At 65.5% G+C, this 16,657-nt stretch carries 14 protein-coding genes and 1 riboswitch; of the genes, 2 read left to right on the top strand and 12 right to left on the bottom strand.

Going from position 1 to position 16,657, the window contains the following annotated elements; genetic code table 11:
- Positions 1 to 146: 146 nt before the first annotated feature.
- From RT028_RS12010 to RT028_RS11970, 9 genes are all read right to left on the bottom strand, one after another.
- A complete protein-coding gene (locus tag RT028_RS12010) occupies positions 147 to 857 on the bottom strand; it encodes a membrane integrity-associated transporter subunit PqiC (protein WP_312935113.1) in 711 nt (236 codons plus the stop codon).
- A 170-nt stretch (positions 858 to 1,027) separates the two neighbouring features.
- A complete protein-coding gene (parC, locus tag RT028_RS12005; RefSeq protein ID WP_312935111.1) occupies positions 1,028 to 3,283 on the bottom strand; it encodes a DNA topoisomerase IV subunit A in 2,256 nt (751 codons plus the stop codon).
- A 10-nt stretch (positions 3,284 to 3,293) separates the two neighbouring features.
- Positions 3,294 to 3,812, bottom strand: a complete 519-nt coding sequence (locus tag RT028_RS12000) for a TIGR02281 family clan AA aspartic protease (protein WP_312935109.1) — start codon at positions 3,810 to 3,812, stop codon at positions 3,294 to 3,296.
- A complete protein-coding gene (locus tag RT028_RS11995) occupies positions 3,809 to 4,795 on the bottom strand; it encodes an esterase-like activity of phytase family protein (RefSeq protein ID WP_312935108.1) in 987 nt (328 codons plus the stop codon). The genes RT028_RS12000 and RT028_RS11995 overlap by 4 nt, the downstream gene beginning before the upstream one ends.
- Entirely contained in the window at positions 4,792 to 6,696 is a 1,905-nt protein-coding gene (parE, locus tag RT028_RS11990; RefSeq protein ID WP_312935107.1) for a DNA topoisomerase IV subunit B, read from the bottom strand. Before parE ends, RT028_RS11995 begins: the two co-directional genes overlap by 4 nt.
- A 35-nt stretch (positions 6,697 to 6,731) precedes the next feature.
- Positions 6,732 to 7,340, bottom strand: coding sequence for a YqiA/YcfP family alpha/beta fold hydrolase (locus RT028_RS11985; RefSeq protein WP_312935106.1), 609 nt, complete (start codon positions 7,338 to 7,340; stop codon positions 6,732 to 6,734).
- Between the two features lie 128 nt (positions 7,341 to 7,468).
- Positions 7,469 to 8,281: a 3',5'-cyclic-AMP phosphodiesterase gene (cpdA, locus tag RT028_RS11980; protein ID WP_312935105.1), complete on the bottom strand. Its 813-nt coding sequence runs from the start codon at positions 8,279 to 8,281 to the stop codon at positions 7,469 to 7,471.
- An 84-nt stretch (positions 8,282 to 8,365) separates the two neighbouring features.
- Entirely contained in the window at positions 8,366 to 8,818 is a 453-nt protein-coding gene (locus RT028_RS11975; RefSeq protein ID WP_312935104.1) for a DUF1249 domain-containing protein, read from the bottom strand.
- Positions 8,809 to 9,426 (bottom strand): NUDIX domain-containing protein, encoded by a 618-nt coding sequence (locus tag RT028_RS11970; RefSeq protein WP_312935103.1) that lies wholly within the window; start codon positions 9,424 to 9,426, stop codon positions 8,809 to 8,811. The genes RT028_RS11975 and RT028_RS11970 overlap by 10 nt, the downstream gene beginning before the upstream one ends.
- Positions 9,427 to 9,610: 184 nt before the next feature.
- On the opposite strand from RT028_RS11970, the gene RT028_RS11965 reads away from it, so the two are divergent.
- Positions 9,611 to 10,357, top strand: a complete 747-nt coding sequence (locus RT028_RS11965) for an RsiV family protein (protein WP_312935099.1) — start codon at positions 9,611 to 9,613, stop codon at positions 10,355 to 10,357.
- Here RT028_RS11965 and cytX read toward each other — a convergent pair.
- Together cytX and thiC are read right to left on the bottom strand one after the other, a co-directional pair.
- The gene (gene cytX / locus RT028_RS11960; protein ID WP_312935098.1) at positions 10,326 to 11,606 is read right to left on the bottom strand and encodes a putative hydroxymethylpyrimidine transporter CytX; all 1,281 of its coding nucleotides are present in this window, start codon (positions 11,604 to 11,606) and stop codon (positions 10,326 to 10,328) included. The genes RT028_RS11965 and cytX overlap by 32 nt on opposite strands.
- Positions 11,607 to 11,696: 90 nt before the next feature.
- Positions 11,697 to 13,583, bottom strand: a complete 1,887-nt coding sequence (gene thiC / locus RT028_RS11955) for a phosphomethylpyrimidine synthase ThiC (protein WP_312935097.1) — start codon at positions 13,581 to 13,583, stop codon at positions 11,697 to 11,699.
- Between the two features lie 150 nt (positions 13,584 to 13,733).
- A riboswitch (TPP riboswitch) is annotated at positions 13,734 to 13,840 on the bottom strand.
- A 147-nt stretch (positions 13,841 to 13,987) separates the two neighbouring features.
- Between thiC and RT028_RS11950 the strand changes: the two genes are divergently transcribed.
- Positions 13,988 to 15,421, top strand: coding sequence for a TolC family outer membrane protein (locus RT028_RS11950; protein ID WP_312935096.1), 1,434 nt, complete (start codon positions 13,988 to 13,990; stop codon positions 15,419 to 15,421).
- Between the two features lie 115 nt (positions 15,422 to 15,536).
- Here the strand turns inward: RT028_RS11950 and waaA are convergent.
- Positions 15,537 to 16,657, bottom strand: a 1,121-nt coding sequence (gene waaA / locus RT028_RS11945; RefSeq protein WP_312935095.1) for a lipid IV(A) 3-deoxy-D-manno-octulosonic acid transferase, incomplete at its 5' end; no start/stop codon positions are given.

The following is a 16,657-nucleotide window of genomic DNA, read 5'->3' as shown; positions in this document are numbered from 1 at the left end:
CAGCCCATCGCGGCTAAAGCCGCTCCTACGGAAGGTGCGTACCCTGTGGGAGCGGCTTCAGCCGCGATGGGCCGCACAGCGGCCCTGAACGCCTGCCTGCACAGCGTTGCGCATCGCTGCGGGCTTTTTCATGGCTGAACATCGGCTCAGAACCGATAGATTTCCATGTCGGTACGGATCGGTGCGGCCATCGGGATACGGGATTTCTCGGGATCTTTCTTGACCTGTGCCGGCGCCGCTGGCTTCTTGACTGGCACCTCTGCCACGGCCGGCTGATTGGCCAGTGGCTTGAGGGCGGTGCTGAGTTGCTCGGCGAGCTTCTGCAACAGTTGCCCCTGGGCCTGCACCTGCGCGCTCTCGCTGCCTGCATGCGGCTGTTCCAGGTGAACGATGCGGTTGTCGCGAACCTGGCCGCGGCGGTCGAGCACGCGCCACTGAGCGTCGAGAATGGCAGGCTGCTTGGCGCCGGAGTCGAGCCGGGTAATCGACAGCAGCACCTGGGCATCAGGCGCAAAACCCGTGCCGGCCGGGGCCAGGACCACGCGCTGGCTGTCCAGGCGCCAGGCCAGCTGGCGCACCAGCAACTGGTCGATGTCAGACGACAGGCTGCCTGCCCAACGACCGTCGATCGCTGCGCTCAAGCTGCCATCAGGCTGACGCTGGAGGAAGGTTTCGCGCTGCAGGTAGTCGGCCACAGAAACCGGGCCCACCACCACTGCCATGCCTGAAGCCTGAGTCGGCTGGCCAGGCTGACCGCTGTCGAGCTGATACAAGGCCACGGGCTGGTGCGTGGAGCAGCCGGCCAGGCCCAACAAGCCAGTCATCAACAAGGTCAATGGAAGGCGTGGAAATTTCATTCATCCCATCCAGGCGGCTGCCCGAGGCAGGCCGCAGTGATACTCAGGTAAATCCGCCTGCGCGCCAGGAACCCTGGCGCCGCGGGGGCACTATCATCCGTGAAATGCCGGCGCGACTCCAGCGTTTATAGCGCGGGCCAGGGTGAAACTGTTGCCCTGCCCCGTGCCGTTCACACCGGGCGCTCGACCATCAGGCCGTCGACCCGCTGGAATCCACGCGGCAACTTGCTGCCGCGCCGACCGCGCTCGCCCTTGTAGTGTTCCAGGTCGTCAGGTTTGAGCGACAGGGTACGTTTACCGGCTTGCAGCACCAGGGTAGAGCCTTCGGCCAGCACGGCGAGGTCGGTCACGTACTCTTCGCGACTGACCACCCGGTCGCCCGGCACGCCAATGATCTTGTTGCCTTTGCCTTTGCCCAGTTGCGGCAGGTCGCTGATCTTGAACACCAGCAGCCGGCCTTCGGTGGTCACCGCCGCCAGCCAGTCGCTGCCGCGATCGGCCACCGGTCGCGGCGCCATGACCCTGGAGCCATTGGGCAGGCTCAGCAGGCCCTTGCCGGCCTTGTTCTTGGCCTGCAGGTCCTCGCCCTTGACCACGAAGCCATAGCCGGCATCGGAGGCCACCACGTACAGGGCGTCATCCTCGGGCACCAGCACGCACTCGAAGGTCGAGCCTGGCGGTGGCGTCAGACGGCCGGTCAAGGGTTCGCCCTGGCCACGCGCCGACGGCAGGCTATGGGCCGCCAGCGAGTAACTGCGGCCGGTGGAATCGATGAGCACCGCAAACTGGTTCGAGCGCCCGGGTGCTGCCGCCTTGAAACCATCACCGGCTTTATAGGAAAGCCCGGTGGCGTCGATGTCGTGGCCCTTGGCGCAGCGAATCCAGCCCTTTTCCGACAGCACCACGGTCACTGGCTCAGCCGGCATCAGCTCGTTTTCCGACAGCGCCTTGGCTTCGCCGCGCTCGACGATGGGCGAGCGGCGCGCATCGCCATAGGTTTCGGCGTCCTTGATCAGCTCGCTGCGCACCAGCTTGCGCAACTTGGCTTCGCTGCCCAGCAGGCCCTGCAGCTTGGACTGTTCCTTGCGCAGGTCTTCCTGCTCACCACGGATCTTCATCTCTTCGAGCCGCGCCAGCTGCCGCAGGCGGGTTTCGAGGATGTAGTCGGCCTGGGTCTCGCTCAGCTCGAAGCGCTCGATCAGTGCCTGCTTGGGCTGGTCCTCGGTGCGGATGATGTGGATCACTTCGTCCAGGTTGAGGAACGCGGTCAGCAAGCCGTCGAGCAGGTGCAGGCGCCTGTCGACCTTGTCCAGGCGGTATTGCAGGCGGCGGCGCACGGTGCCGATGCGGTACTGCAGCCACTCCTGCAGCAAGGCGCGCAGGTTCTTCAATTGCGGTCGGCCATCGAGACCGATGATGTTGACGTTGACCCGGTAGCTGCTCTCCAGATCGGTGGTGGCGAACAGGTGCGGCATCAGCTCGGCGGCGTCGACCCGGTTGGAGCGCGGGATGATCACCAGCCGGCAGGGGTTCTCATGGTCCGATTCGTCACGCAGATCCGCCACCATCGGCAGCTTCTTGGCCTGCATCTGTGCGGCGATCTGTTCCATCACCTTGGCCCCGGACACCTGATGCGGCAGCGCGGTCACGACGATATCGCCGTCTTCGACACGGTACACCGCACGCATGCGGATCGAGCCGCGGCCGCTCTCGTAGAGCTTCAGCAGCTCGGCGCGGGGGGTGATGATCTCGGCTTCGGTCGGGTAGTCCGGGCCCTGGATGTGCTCGCACAGCTGCTCGACGGTGGCTTTCGGTTCGTCGAGCAGGCGCACGCAGGCTGCGGCGACTTCACGCAGGTTGTGTGGCGGCACGTCAGTGGCCATGCCCACGGCGATGCCAGTGGTGCCGTTGAGCAGGATGTTGGGCAGGCGCGCGGGCAGCACGGCCGGCTCCTGCAAGGTGCCGTCGAAGTTCGGCACCCAGTCGACGGTGCCCTGGCCGACTTCGTCGAGCAGCACTTCGGAGTAGCGCGACAGCCGCGCCTCGGTGTAGCGCATGGCGGCGAACGACTTCGGATCGTCCGGTGCACCCCAGTTGCCCTGGCCGTCGACCAGGGTGTAGCGATAGCTGAAGGGCTGGGCCATCAGCACCATGGCCTCGTAGCACGCCGAGTCGCCGTGAGGGTGGAACTTGCCGAGTACGTCACCGACGGTCCGCGCCGATTTCTTGTGCTTGGCGTCGGCATCCAGGCCCAGCTCGCTCATGGCATAGATGATGCGACGCTGCACGGGCTTGAGGCCGTCACCGATGTGCGGCAGGGCCCGGTCCATGATCACGTACATGGAGTAGGTGAGGTAGGCCTGTTCGGTGAACGCGGCCAGCGAGCGGCGCTCGACACCGTCGAGACTGTCTTGTAAGTCGCTCATGCGAGCCTCGTCATTTCAAGTTCTGGCGTAGCAGCAAGGTGCCGCCACGCTGGGTGAATTCAAGTTGTTTCAGTGCACTCATGCCCAGCAGGATCTGCTCGCCATCCAGGCCCGGCACCACCAGGGCGCGCACGTTGCGCAGGTGGATGTCACCCAGGGCCAGCTCGTCGAGGCGGGTGCGATAGCCTTCGGTGCGGCCATTGGCCGTGCTCACCGTGACCGATGCGCCACGTTCCAGGTTCAACTGCTGCGCCACGCCCTCGGGGATGGCAACGTCGGTGGCACCGGTGTCGAGCATGAAGTGCACGGCCTGGCCGTTGATCAGCCCGTCGACGACGAAATGACCCTGAGCATTGCCCAGCAAACGCACCTCGATGAAGCCTGCGCCATGCTCGGACTGCACCTCGCGGTTAGGGTTTTGCTGACGCGTTTCCCACTGGCCGAAGAAGCGCGTGGCGAGGAACAGCGCTGCCGCCCAGGCCACGATCATCAGTATCTTGCCTGCGCGCTTGCCGGCCGGCTGGCTCATGGCTTGGCGCTCCAGCCACCGGCAGGCGCTGCAAAGCGCCAGACGATCGGCCGGCGTTCGCCGTCAGCACGGTGGGCGTTGTTGTTGTCCAGGCCGATCCAGGCACCCTTGTCGTCGATGACCAGCGCTTCGGCCAGGCCGAAGGGGTGGTCGTAACGGCGGGCTTCGGTCAGCCCTTCTTCGGCGAACGACCAGCAGCGTTCTACCTCACCGTTGCTGCTGTTGCGGCGGCAGATGCGGTACGCGTTGCGCTCGAGGGTGAACAGCTTGCCCTGGTACCAGGCCAGATCCGAGAAGTCGCGGCTGCGGTTGCGCGGGTTCGGCATCTGCGCAGGCTGCATGTCCACCCCCGCTTCACTGAGCAACACACAGCTGTGGCCGCAGTTCCACACCGACTGCTGGCGTTCGATGACCACCAGCCCACGGCGCTCGCGTTCGGCGGCGAGCCACAGGCGGTCACCGGCGGGGTTGATCGCCAGGCCTTCGAATTGCGCATTGAAGTGCAGCAGCATGCCGCTGGCACGGGCCTGGCGCAGCATGGCCGGATCGATCTTCAGCCAGTCCGGCTCGCCCTCGAGCGGCAGTTGCAGCACCGCGGCATGAGCTTCGCTGACCAGATACAGGTTGCCGGCCTTGTCGCAGGTGATGCCTTCATAGTCCAGTTCGCCACCGCGCACCCACGACACCGCCCAGTTACGCACCTTCAGCCCCCACGGCAGGCCACTTTCCGGCACGGGCGGCGGGGTGAACAGCAGCGGTTCGGAGGTCCACACCTTGCTGTTCTGGTCGAAGCGGTAGATGCGGTCGTCGTCGCGGTCCGACACGCCCCACAGGCTACCCCTGCACTGCGCCAGCCCTGACAGGTTGCCGCCGCGCATGCCCTCGATCGGATACTCGCCGAGCAGCTTCAGTTCAGGCCAGTCACTGGCCTCGGTGGGCAGGGTCGACAGCGTCAGCAGCGCCGCCAGCCAACGACGGATCACACCATGACCTCGGCCAGGTTGCCTTTGGTCTCCAGCCAGCTCTTGCGGTCGCCTGCGCGCTTCTTGGCCAGCAGTTTGTCCATCAGCTCGCAGGTGGCGGCCACGTCTTCCAGCGTCAGTTGCACCAGACGCCGCGTGTTGGGGTCCATGGTGGTTTCGCGCAACTGCGGCGGGTTCATCTCGCCCAGGCCCTTGAAGCGGGTGACCTGCGGCTTGCCGCGTTTCTTCTCGGCCACCAGGCGGTCGAGGATGCCGTCGCGCTCTTCGTTATCCAGGGCATAGTAGATCTCCTTCCCCAGGTCGATGCGGTACAGCGGCGGCATGGCGACGTAGATGTGCCCGGCATCCACCAGCGGGCGGAAATGCTGGACGAACAGTGCGCAGAGCAAGGTGGCGATGTGCAGCCCGTCGGAGTCGGCGTCGGCGAGGATGCAGATCTTGCCATAGCGCAATTGCGCCAGGTCGGTCGCCCCTGGGTCGACGCCGATGGCCACGGCGATGTTGTGCACTTCCTGGCTGGCGAGCACTTCGCCGCCGTCGACTTCCCAGGTGTTGAGGATCTTCCCGCGCAGCGGCAGGATCGCCTGGAATTCCTTGTCGCGCGCCTGCTTGGCCGAGCCACCGGCCGAGTCACCCTCGACCAGGAACAGCTCCGAGCGCATCGGGTCCTGGCCGGCGCAGTCGGCCAGCTTGCCCGGCAAGGCCGGGCCCTGGGTGATGCGCTTGCGCTCGACCTTCTTGCTCGCCTTGAGCCGCCGACCGGCGTTGCTGATGGCCAGCTCGGCCAGTTGCAGGCCCAGTTCCGGGTGGGCGTTGAGCCACAGGCTGAACGCATCCTTGACCACGCCCGAAACGAACGCTGCCGCCTCGCGCGATGACAACCGTTCCTTGGTCTGCCCGGAGAACTGCGCATCCTGCATCTTCATCGACAGCACGAAGGCAATCCGCTCCCAGACGTCCTCGGGCGCCAGCTTGAGACCACGTGGCAGCAGGTTGCGGAATTCACAGAATTCGCGCATGGCGTCGAGCAGGCCCTGGCGCAAGCCATTGACGTGGGTGCCGCCTTGCGCGGTGGGAATCAGGTTGACGTAGCTTTCCTGCAGGCTGTCGCCGCCTTCGGGCAGCCACAGCAACGCCCAGTCCACCGCTTCCTTGTTGCCGGCCAGGCTGCCGCAGAACGGCTCGTCAGGCAGGCGCTGGAACTCGCTGACCGCATCGACCAGATACGAGCGCAGGCCGTCTTCGTAGTGCCACTCGACCTTCTCTCCAGAGCCCTTGTCCTCGAAGCTGATCGACAGCCCCGGGCACAGCACGGCCTTGGCCTTGAGCACATGCTTGAGGCGGCTGATGGAAAACTTCGGCGAGTCGAAATACTTCGGGTCGGGGCTGAAGTACACGCTGGTGCCGGTGTTGCGCTTGCCCACCGTGCCGACCACTTGCAGGTCGGTGGCCTTGAAGCCGTCGGCGAAGGTCATCTGGTACTCGTTGCCGTCGCGCTTGACGCGCACCCGCACGAGCGTCGACAGGGCGTTGACCACCGAAATACCGACCCCGTGCAAACCGCCGGAGAACTGATAGTTCTTGTTCGAGAACTTGCCGCCGGCGTGCAGCTTGGTGAGGATCAGCTCGACGCCCGACACGCCTTCTTCAGGGTGAATGTCCACCGGCATGCCGCGGCCATCGTCGCTGACTTCCAGCGAATGATCGGCATGCAGCACGACCTGGATCGAACGGGCGTGCCCGGCCAGGGCTTCGTCGACGCTGTTGTCGATGACTTCCTGGGCCAGGTGGTTGGGCCGGCTGGTGTCGGTGTACATGCCCGGGCGCTTGCGCACCGGGTCAAGGCCGGAGAGGACTTCGATGGCGTCTGCGTTATAGGCGCTAGCGCTGGGATTGGCCATGGGTTCTCGTTGTCGTCTGGTGAATGCGGGAAAGATCAGAAAGCAGAAAAATCGAGGGCGGCATAGCGCTCGCGATCGATGCCGGCATAGGCCAGCAGGGCCGGCAGGTGCTCGGCGAAGTGTTGGAAACCGTGGTCGCCCCCTGCTTCGATGCACAGCTCGCACTGCTGGTAATAGCGCTCGGCATGGCGGTAGTCGAGGGTCTCGTCACCGGTCTGCAGCCACACCTGGAAACGGTTGGCGTCTTGCGGTGGCGGGACTTCGAGTTCCGCCAGTGCCTGGATGTGGTCGAGGGTCAGCTCCCAGGTTTCGTCGCTGTAGAAATTGCGCTGGGTGCCAAGGTAGCCGTCGAACAGGCGATGCGGGGCCACCGCCGGATTGATCAGCAGCGCCTTGAGGCCATGCCGTTGCGCCAGGTACGTGGCGTAGTAACCGCCGAGCGAGCTGCCCACCAGAAGCGGTGAACCCAGTTCGGCAATCGCGGCGTCGGCCTGGGCAATGGCCTGGCGCGGGTGGTGATGCAGGGCCGGCACACGCAACTGATCAGCCAGCCCGAGACGGGCCATGACCGCCGTCAGCTGGCTCGCCTTGGTGGACAGCGGCGAGCTGTTGAGACCATGTAGATAAAGGATCGAACCCGACATCGTGCCCTCTGCATCTGCAAGACAGCACCTGCTGGGCAGGCGCTGGGAAACGCGCAGTGTATCGCGTTCATGGGACTTTGGTGCAGCTGCGGGCTGTCGCACGTGCCGCGCCAGGCCGCAGCCGCGGGTCAGTAGCCGGGGCTGTCGAAGTCCAGGGCGATCACGTAATCGTCTGCGCGCACGACCGCCGTTTCAATCGAGCCATCGCTGTGCAGCCGCAGCCAGCGGTAGCCGGGGGACTCTTCACTGACCTGGAACGCCTCGCTGGCGGCGGCGAACTGGATGCAGGTAGACGGCGTGGCCAGCAAGCGCAGAGGGCCGCGCTGTTCGTCCCACGGCTGATGAACATGACCCCACAGCAGCCCGCGCACCTGCGGGTGGGCGTGCAGCCGTGCAAACAGCTGATCGGCGTTGCGCAGGCCAATCGGGGCGATCCAGGCGCAGCCGATGTCTATCGGCTGATGGTGCAGGCAGACCAGGCAGTGACGCTGGCCCGCGCTGGCCAGCGCCTGCTCCAGCAGATCGAGCTGCGCCGGCTCCAGAAGGCCATGGGTCGCACCGACCACAGCCGAGTTGAGCATCACCACGCGCCAGGCGCCAATGTCGGTCACGGCCTGGAGGAACGCGCCCTGCCCGACCTCGGCCATCACCGCAGCGTCATCGTGGTTGCCGGGCAACCAGCGGGTCACCGCTGCCAGGCCGTCGGTCAGCTCGCAAAACGCGGCATAGGATCGCTGACTGGCGTCTTGCGACAGATCGCCGGTGCACAGCAGCAGGTCGATACGCGGTTGTTCGCGGCGCACCTGCTCGATGACATGGCGCAGGCTGTCACGGGTATTCACCCCCAGCAGGCCGCCGGCCGGGTCGGCGAACAGGTGGGGGTCGGTCAATTGCACCACATGGATGGGTGCGTCGATGTATGAGGGGTCTGGCTGAGCCAACGGCCGTCTCCTTGAGCGGATGTGGCGCAATTATGGCGAGCGTGACCGGGCATGCAATGGGCAGAGGCCGACTGGCGTCACATTTCAGCGGACAACGGCCAGCTCATGCCCACAGGCCAGGCAATGATTGAGCCACTCACCGAGGAACAGGTTGAGCTGGGCCTTCTCGTCGGGCTGATGCATGGCGTCGTTGGGGTACGGATAGATACTGCGCAGGCGCCGCGCATGCTCGGCGCTGACCACTTCGGCCATGCGTGCGTCGTGATACACCTGCACTTCCATCTGCGGCACCGGCAACCACGGCAGGCTGTGTTCCTGGCGCACGCGCAAGGTGGTGGTGTACGGGCAGGCCAGTACCACTTCCAGCGCCAGCACACCCAGCAGTTGCTCGCCCTGGGTCATGCCGATGCGCCGTTCGCTCTGCGTACTGCGCATCTCCGGCAGCAGTCGCATGAGCCGCGCGTAATTGGCCTCGCAGGCGGCCTGCAGGCCGGCGAGGTCGACACGATAGCGCTCACGCGACGGGCTCACGACCACATCCCCCTGACTTCGGCCCGATTCAGCGCCAGCCACTGCAGGGCGATGATGCTGGCAGCGTTGTTGATGCGACCGTCGCGCACCGCTTGCAGGGCATCCTCGAAGGGCCAGACGTGGACGCGGATGTCTTCGCCTTCTTCTTCGAGCCCGTGCACACCGCCCGCCGCTTCGCTGCTGCAGCGGCCGAGAAACAGGTGCACGAACTCATCGCTGCCACCGGGCGATGGGAAGTAGCGGGTCATGGGCCACAGTGCGGAGAACGTCAGATTGGCCTCTTCCTCGGCTTCGCGGTGGGCAACCTCCTCGGGCTGCTCGTCCTTGTCGATCAGGCCGGCCACCAGCTCGATCAGCCAAGGGTTGGCCGCCTTGTCCAGAGCACCGACGCGAAACTGCTCGATCAGCACCACTTCGTCGCGCTGCGGGTCGTAGGGCAACACGCACACGGCGTCATGGCGCACGAACAGTTCACGGCTGATTTCGCGGCTCGTGCCGCCATCGAACAGCTCATGGCGCAGGCGCACTTTGTCGAGCCGGTAAAAGCCCTTGTAGCACTGCTCACGCTGGATGATCTCGACGTTCTTGGGCTCGGATAACAACGGATTCGACATGAAAATTCCTCGTTACATCTACGGCGTAATCGGGCCATCCTACTCCGCGTATCGCTGTGTTTCACCCACTTCTCGCGCTGTTCGAGCGGCTGGAACAGCGCACCGACACTCTGTTAGCTTAGTGGCGAACTGACGGCCTCGCCGACGGTCGAAGACCGATCCATTCGTCTTGCAAGGAACCTCGATGACGCTTGCCAAACTGACTTCCGTGGCCGTGCTGGCCTTGGCGCTCGGCGCCTGCCAGAGCGTGTTTGCGCCCAACTACCGCACGCCGCTCGAGGTCAAGCGCGAGGCCTGGGAGCACGTCAAGCCCGGTTGCAGCGAGCGCGACTGCCCGCTGGTGAACATCGACACGGTGTCATTCCCCGCGCTGCCAAAACTCGATGGCATCGTTGAAACCCGTCTGCTGAAACTCACTCAAGACAACGAACGCAGCGCCACCGCGCCCACGCTCAAGGCCTATGAGCAGAAGTACCTGGCCACCGCCCAGCAGCGCAACAGCAGCTACTTGCAGGCCAAGGTACGCGAGCAGCATGACGGACTGGTGATCGTCGAGCTGTCGAGCTACCTCGACAGCGGCGGCGCCCACGGCATGCCGGGTCGCGCGTTCATCAACTACTCGCGCCCGCAAGACAAGGTGCTCACCTTGCAGGACATGCTCCTGCCCGGCCAGGAAGACACCTTCTGGAAGACCGTCGCCGAATCCCACCGCGCGTGGCTGATGAGCGTCGAAATGGACAAGGACCCGGAATTCATCAAGACCTGGCCCTTCCGCAAATCGCCGCACATCGCCCTGACCTACGGCGCGCTGATCGTGAAGTACGAGGTGTATGCCATTGCCCCGTACTCCATGGGCCACGTCGAGCTGAAAATCCCCTACCCACGCCTGAACGGCATCCTCAAGCCCGAGCTGTTCCCCGGCCGCGGCTAAGCCCCAGCAGCGCATACAGCCCACCTGCCAGCAGCAAGGCTGGCAGAGTGGCGCCGACCTCCGGCGCCCAGTGTGCGATGCCGTGATAGACCGCCACCCCTACGCCCCACGCCAGCAGCGCGCCCCAGCGCAAACCGTCGAGACGTAGCGTTTCGCGGCGGCGCAGCATGAAGTGATCGACCAGCACCACGCCAAACAGCGGCGCGAATACCGAGCCGATCAGCAGCAGGAAATTCTGGTACTGGGCCAGTGGCGCCAGCAGCGCAATCAGCGTGCACAGCAGGCCGATGGCGAGCGCCAGGTGCTCGACCTTAAGGCGCACCAGCGTGCCGCCGGACACCGCCGCCGAATGGATGTCGGCGAAGGCGTTCTCCGATTCGTCCAGCAGAATCAGCAGCAACGGCAGGCCCAGACCGGCGCCGGCCAAGGCCATCAGCAGCGCATTGACCTCACCGCTTGGCGCGAAGGCCAGGGTATAGGCCACCCCCAGGCTCATCAGCCAGGCGTTGCCCAGGAAAAAGCCCAGTGCGGTACCGCCGAACACCCGGCTGGCGCGCTGGCCGAAGCGCGAGTAGTCGGCGATCAGTGGCAGCCACGACAGCGGCATGGCGATGACGATGTCGAAACCCAGCGCCAGGGACAGCGAGCCATCCCCCGGCCGTGCCCACAGTGCCGCCAGGTCAGCCTTGGCCAGCAGGTTCCAGGTCAGCCACAGGCAGGCGCCGAGCAACAGCCAGATGCCCCAGCGGCGCAGCACCTTGCGCACGAAGGTCAGCGGGCCGCTGACGGCCAGCAGCGTGGCCAGGGCGCCGAAGCAGAGGGTCCAGAGCATGGGGTTGCTCCAGCTGCTGTGCGCGCCGAACGTGCGTGCAGCCAGCAGGCTCGCGGCATCACGCATGACGATGATCTCGAAGGCGCCCCAGCCCACCAGTTGCAGCACGTTGAGCAGTGCCGGCACGCGTGCGCCCTGGCGGCCAAGGGTCAGACCCAAGGTCGCCATGGCCGAGAGACCGGTGTCGCAGCCGGTCACCGCAACTGCGGCGAGCAACAACACGCCAACGGCACTGCCCAGCACGATCGCCAGCAAGGCCCCGGCCAGGCCCAGGCCCGGCGCCAGCAGCGCGCCGACCTGCAATACCATCAGGCCGACACCCAGGGAGAACCACAGTGAAAACAGGTCCCGACCGCCGAGCACGCGCTGGCTGGGGGGAACGGGGTGATCGGGGGAAAACGCGCTGATCTGAGTCATGGATGCGCTCGCGCAGGGGTGAAGTGAAGGAAAAGACCGGCCATCACGCACGAAGCAGGGGCTGGGCCCCGGCACGTGCAAAAGCTTGGGTCAGACTTTCTGATACAGCTGGCTGCCCTCCTGGCGGAAGCGCTCGGCCTGCTCGCGCATGCCCTCCTCCATCGACACATCCACCGCATCGATGCGTAGGTTCGCCGCGTACTCGCGCACTTCCTGGGTGATCTTCATCGAGCAGAATTTCGGTCCGCACATCGAGCAGAAGTGCGCCACCTTGGCCGACTCCTTGGGCAGCGTTTCATCGTGGTAGGCGCGCGCGGTATCCGGGTCCAGGCCGAGGTTGAACTGGTCTTCCCAGCGGAACTCGAAACGCGCCTTGGACAGCGCGTTGTCGCGGATCTGCGCCCCCGGATGGCCCTTGGCAAGGTCCGCCGCATGGGCCGCGATCTTGTAGGTGATGATGCCGGTCTTCACATCGTCCTTGTTCGGCAACCCCAGGTGCTCCTTGGGCGTGACGTAGCAGAGCATGGCGCAGCCGAACCAGCCGATCATCGCCGCGCCGATGCCGGAGGTGATGTGGTCATAGCCCGGCGCAATGTCGGTGGTCAGCGGGCCGAGGGTGTAGAACGGCGCCTCGTCGCAGCATTCGAGCTGCTTGTCCATGTTCTCCTTGATCAACTGCATCGGCACGTGGCCAGGGCCTTCGATCATGCACTGCACATCGTGCTTCCAGGCGATCTTGGTCAGCTCGCCGAGGGTTTCCAGCTCGCCGAACTGGGCGGCGTCGTTGGCATCGGCGATGGAGCCGGGGCGCAGGCCATCGCCCAGCGAGAAGCTGACGTCGTAGGCCTTCATGATTTCGCAGATGTCGTCGAAATGGGTGTAGAGGAAGTTTTCCTTGTGGTGCGCCAGGCACCACTTGGCCATGATCGAGCCGCCGCGGCTGACGATCCCGGTGACCCGCTTGGCGGTCAGCGGCACGTAGCGCAACAGCACGCCGGCATGGATGGTGAAGTAGTCCACGCCCTGCTCGGCCTGCTCGATCAGCGTGTCGCGGAACAGCTCCCAGGTCAGGTCCTCGGCCACGCCACCGACCTTTTCCAGCGCCTGGTAGATCGGCACCGTACCAATCGGCACCGGCGAGTTGCGGATGATCCACTCGCGGGTCTCGTGGATGTGCTTGCCGGTGGACAGGTCCATGACCGTGTCCGAGCCCCAGCGAATGCCCCAGGTCAGCTTGGCCACTTCTTCTTCGATGGACGAACCCAGCGCACTGTTGCCGATGTTGCCGTTGATCTTCACCAGGAAGTTGCGGCCGATGATCATCGGCTCCAGCTCGGTGTGGTTGATGTTGGCCGGGATGATCGCGCGGCCGCGGGCCACTTCCTCACGCACGAACTCGGCGGTGATTTCCTTGGGGATGCTGGCGCCGAAGCTGTGGCCAGGGTGCTGCTGCGTCAGCAGGCCAGCGGCACGCGCCTCTTGCAGCTTCATGTTCTCGCGGATGGCGATGTATTCCATCTCGGCGGTGATGATGCCCTGGCGGGCGTAGTGCATCTGCGACACGTTGGCGCCGGCCTTGGCGCGGCGCGGGTTGCGCACGTGGTTGAAGCGCAGGCGGGTCAGCTCCGGGTCGCTCAGGCGCTGCTGGCCGAAGTTCGAGCTGAGCCCGGCCAGGCGTTCGGTGTCGCCGCGCGCGTCGATCCAGGCCGAGCGCACATCGCCCAGGCCCTTGCGCACATCGATGATCACGTCGGGGTCGGTGTAGGGGCCGGAGGTGTCGTAGACCAGCACCGGCGCGTTGGCCTCGCCGCCAAAGTCGGTCGGGGTATCGAGCAGGCTGATCTCACGCATCGGCACACGAATGTCCGGACGCGAGCCTTCTACGTAGACCTTGCGCGAACGGGGAAACGGCTGCACGGACTGCTGATCGACCTGGGCCGATTCGCTGAGGTGAAGGGTATTTTGTTGTTTGCTCATCACGGGCTCTCCAGACGGTTTCCTGCGGGCGGAATGTCGGGGAAGAACCTGAAAAAAGCGGACGCACTCGTGGACGAGTACGGTGTCGGATGGGGGGCGCAATGAGTCTGAGCTGCGACAATCCCGGATTCGACACAAGATCTCGCCGGGAAAGCGAGCAATCTTGTTCCCTACGCAGGCGCTAACCTGATCAGGTTCAACGGGATCCGGAACTATCCGATCTCAGCCTTCGACTCAAGGCACCCCGACAAGAACGCGTGCAGTCTAGACTCAAGCGCCTGGCAAAGCCAAGCGGCCCAGCACATCGATGACGAAAGGTGCACGGGCGATTGTTGCCGAGCCCGCGCAGCACTACACTGGCGACATTTCAATACTCAACAGTTCAGAAATCCAAGGATCGTCTCATGCTGCGCAAACTCTCGCTGGCGCTTGCCGTGTCGTGTGCCTCCCATGCCGCGGCCGGGGCAACGGACATACCGACCACGGTGAAGACCGACCTGATCAGCGTCTACCAGCAGGCGGCAGACAACAACGCCGACCTCGCTGCCGCCCGCGCCGACTACGGTGCACGCCGCGAGATCGTGCCGCAGGCCCGCGCCGGACTGCTGCCGAACCTGTCGGCCGGTGGCGAGACGATGCACACCCGCACCCAGCTGGATCAGCCATCGGCCACCACCAACCGCAGCGGTACGGCCTGGACCGCCACGCTGTCGCAACCGATCTTTCGTGCCGACCGCTGGTTCCAGTTGCAGGCCGCAGAAGCGGTGAGCGAGCAGGCTGCGCTGGAGCTGTCGGCCAACGAACAGAACCTGATTCTGCAAAGCGCGGAGAACTATTTTTCCGTGCTCCGCGCCCAGGACAACCTGGCGGCGACCAAGGCCGAGGAAGCGGCCTTCAAGCGTCAGCTCGACCAGGCCAATGGCCGCTTCGACGTCGGCCTGTCGGACAAGACCGACGTGCTCCAGGCCCAGGCCAGCTACGACACCGCCCGCGCCAACCGGATCATCGCCCAGCGCCAGGTGGAAGACGCCTTCCAGGCCCTGGTCACCCTGACCAACCGCGAGTACGGCTCGCTGCAGGGCGTGGTGCACACCCTGCCCGTGCAGGTGCCGGTGCCCAACGACGCCAAGGCCTGGGTCGAGACCGCCGGCCGTCAGAACCTCAACCTGCTGGCCACCAACTACGCCGTCGATGCCGCCGAGCAGACCCTGCGCCAGCGCAAGGCCGGGCACGCGCCGACCGTGGATGCAGTGGCCCGCTACCAACGCGGCGACAACGACAATCTCGGTTTCAGCAACCCCTCGCCGCTGCCAGGGGTGCGCTATGGCGGCGATGTGGAACAGACCACCATCGGCGTGCAGTTGAACATCCCGATCTACAGCGGCGGGCTGACCAGTTCACAGGTGCGTGAGGCATACCAGCGCCTGAGCCAGAGCGAGCAGCAGCGCGAAAGCCTGCGGCGCCAGGTGGTGGAGAACACCCGCAACCTGCACCGCGCGGTCAACACCGACGTGGAGCAGGTACAGGCACGCAAGCAGTCGATCATCTCCAGCCAGAGCGCCGTGCAGGCCACCGAAATCGGTTATCAGGTGGGTACGCGCAACATCGTCGACGTGCTCGACGCCCAGCGCCAGCTGTACAACTCGGTGCGTGACTACAACAACAGCCGTTACGACTACATCCTCGACAACCTGCGCCTCAAGCAGGCCGCCGGCACCTTGAGCCCGCAAGACCTGCAAGACCTCGGGCGCTTCCTCAAGACCGACTACAACCCCGACCGCGACTTCCTGCCCCCGGACCTGGCGGCCGAGGCGGCGAAGAATTTCGAGCGCAAATAGCCCAACGCAAGCGCGTCTTCGATAGGGGGATGACAGCGCTTGCGCGAGCGGTTGGTGCGCGCTCCGGTCAGCCGCGCCAGGCAGCGCAGCCGGGCCGCGGCGTTGGCGCCATGCCTCAGCGCAGCAACCCGGCCAGCCCGTCCAGCAACCGCTGCAATGCGCCCTGGTTGGCCTGCATCACCGCCCTGCCCGCGTCGCCCATGCGTTGGGCATCAGCGGGTGATTGCAGCAGGGCACGCACCGCCGCCGCCAAGCCGTCAGCATCGTCCACCTGCTGCAGTGCACCGGCATCACGCAGCATCGCGCTGATATCGAGGAAGTTGAACACATGCGGGCCCATCAGCACCGGCAGCGCCAGCGCTGCAGGCTCCAGCGGGTTGTGCCCGCCGCGGGGGATCAGGCTGCCACCGACGAAGGCGATGTCGGCCAAGGCGTAGAGAAACAGCAGCTCGCCCATGGTGTCACCGATCAGCACCTGGGTCTGCGGCTGCACCGGCTCGCCCGTTGAACGGCGCACGCAGGCGAACTGTTCACGGCACAGCGTCGACACCGCCGCGAACCGCTCGGGATGGCGCGGCACCAGAATCAACAGCGCGTCGGCGTTGGCCTGCAGCACCTGCTGATGCGCCTGCACGATCAACGCATCTTCACCGTCATGGGTACTGGCCGCGATCCACACCGGGCGCCCAAGGGCGGCCCATTGCTCGCGCAGGGCCCTGGCGCGGGGCACCAGGTGCTCATCGAGCTTGAGGTCGAACTTGATCGAACCGGTCACCTGCACGCACTCGGGGCGCGCGCCGAGGTCGCGAAAACGCTGCGCTTCGGTCTCGGTCTGTACGGCGATCAGGTTCATCTCGGCCAGCATTGGCCGGGTCAGCCGGGCAAAGCGCGCGTAGCCACGCGCCGAACGCGCCGACAGCCGCGCATTGGCCAGGGCCACCGGAATGCCGCGCCGGGCGCATTGGTGGATGAGGTTGGGCCACAGTTCGGTCTCCATGATCACGCCCAGGCGCGGGCGCACATGATCAAGAAAGCGGCCCATGGCCCAGGGCAAGTCGTAGGGCAGGTAGCAGTGCTGCACGCGCGGCTCGTCGGCGAACATCGCCTGGATGCGCTCGGCGCCGGTCGGGGTCATGCAGGTGAGCGTGATCGGCAGGTCGGGGTAGGCCTTGAGCAGCGCGCGGACCATCGGCGCCGCCGCAATGCTCTCGCCCACCGACACCGCATGCACCCACA

It is taken from the genome of Pseudomonas sp., from assembly GCF_032058845.1.
GTDB lineage: Bacteria > Pseudomonadota > Gammaproteobacteria > Pseudomonadales > Pseudomonadaceae > Aquipseudomonas.
Note: the sequence above shows the minus strand (reverse complement) of the source record. Positions and strands in the feature narration are given on the sequence as shown.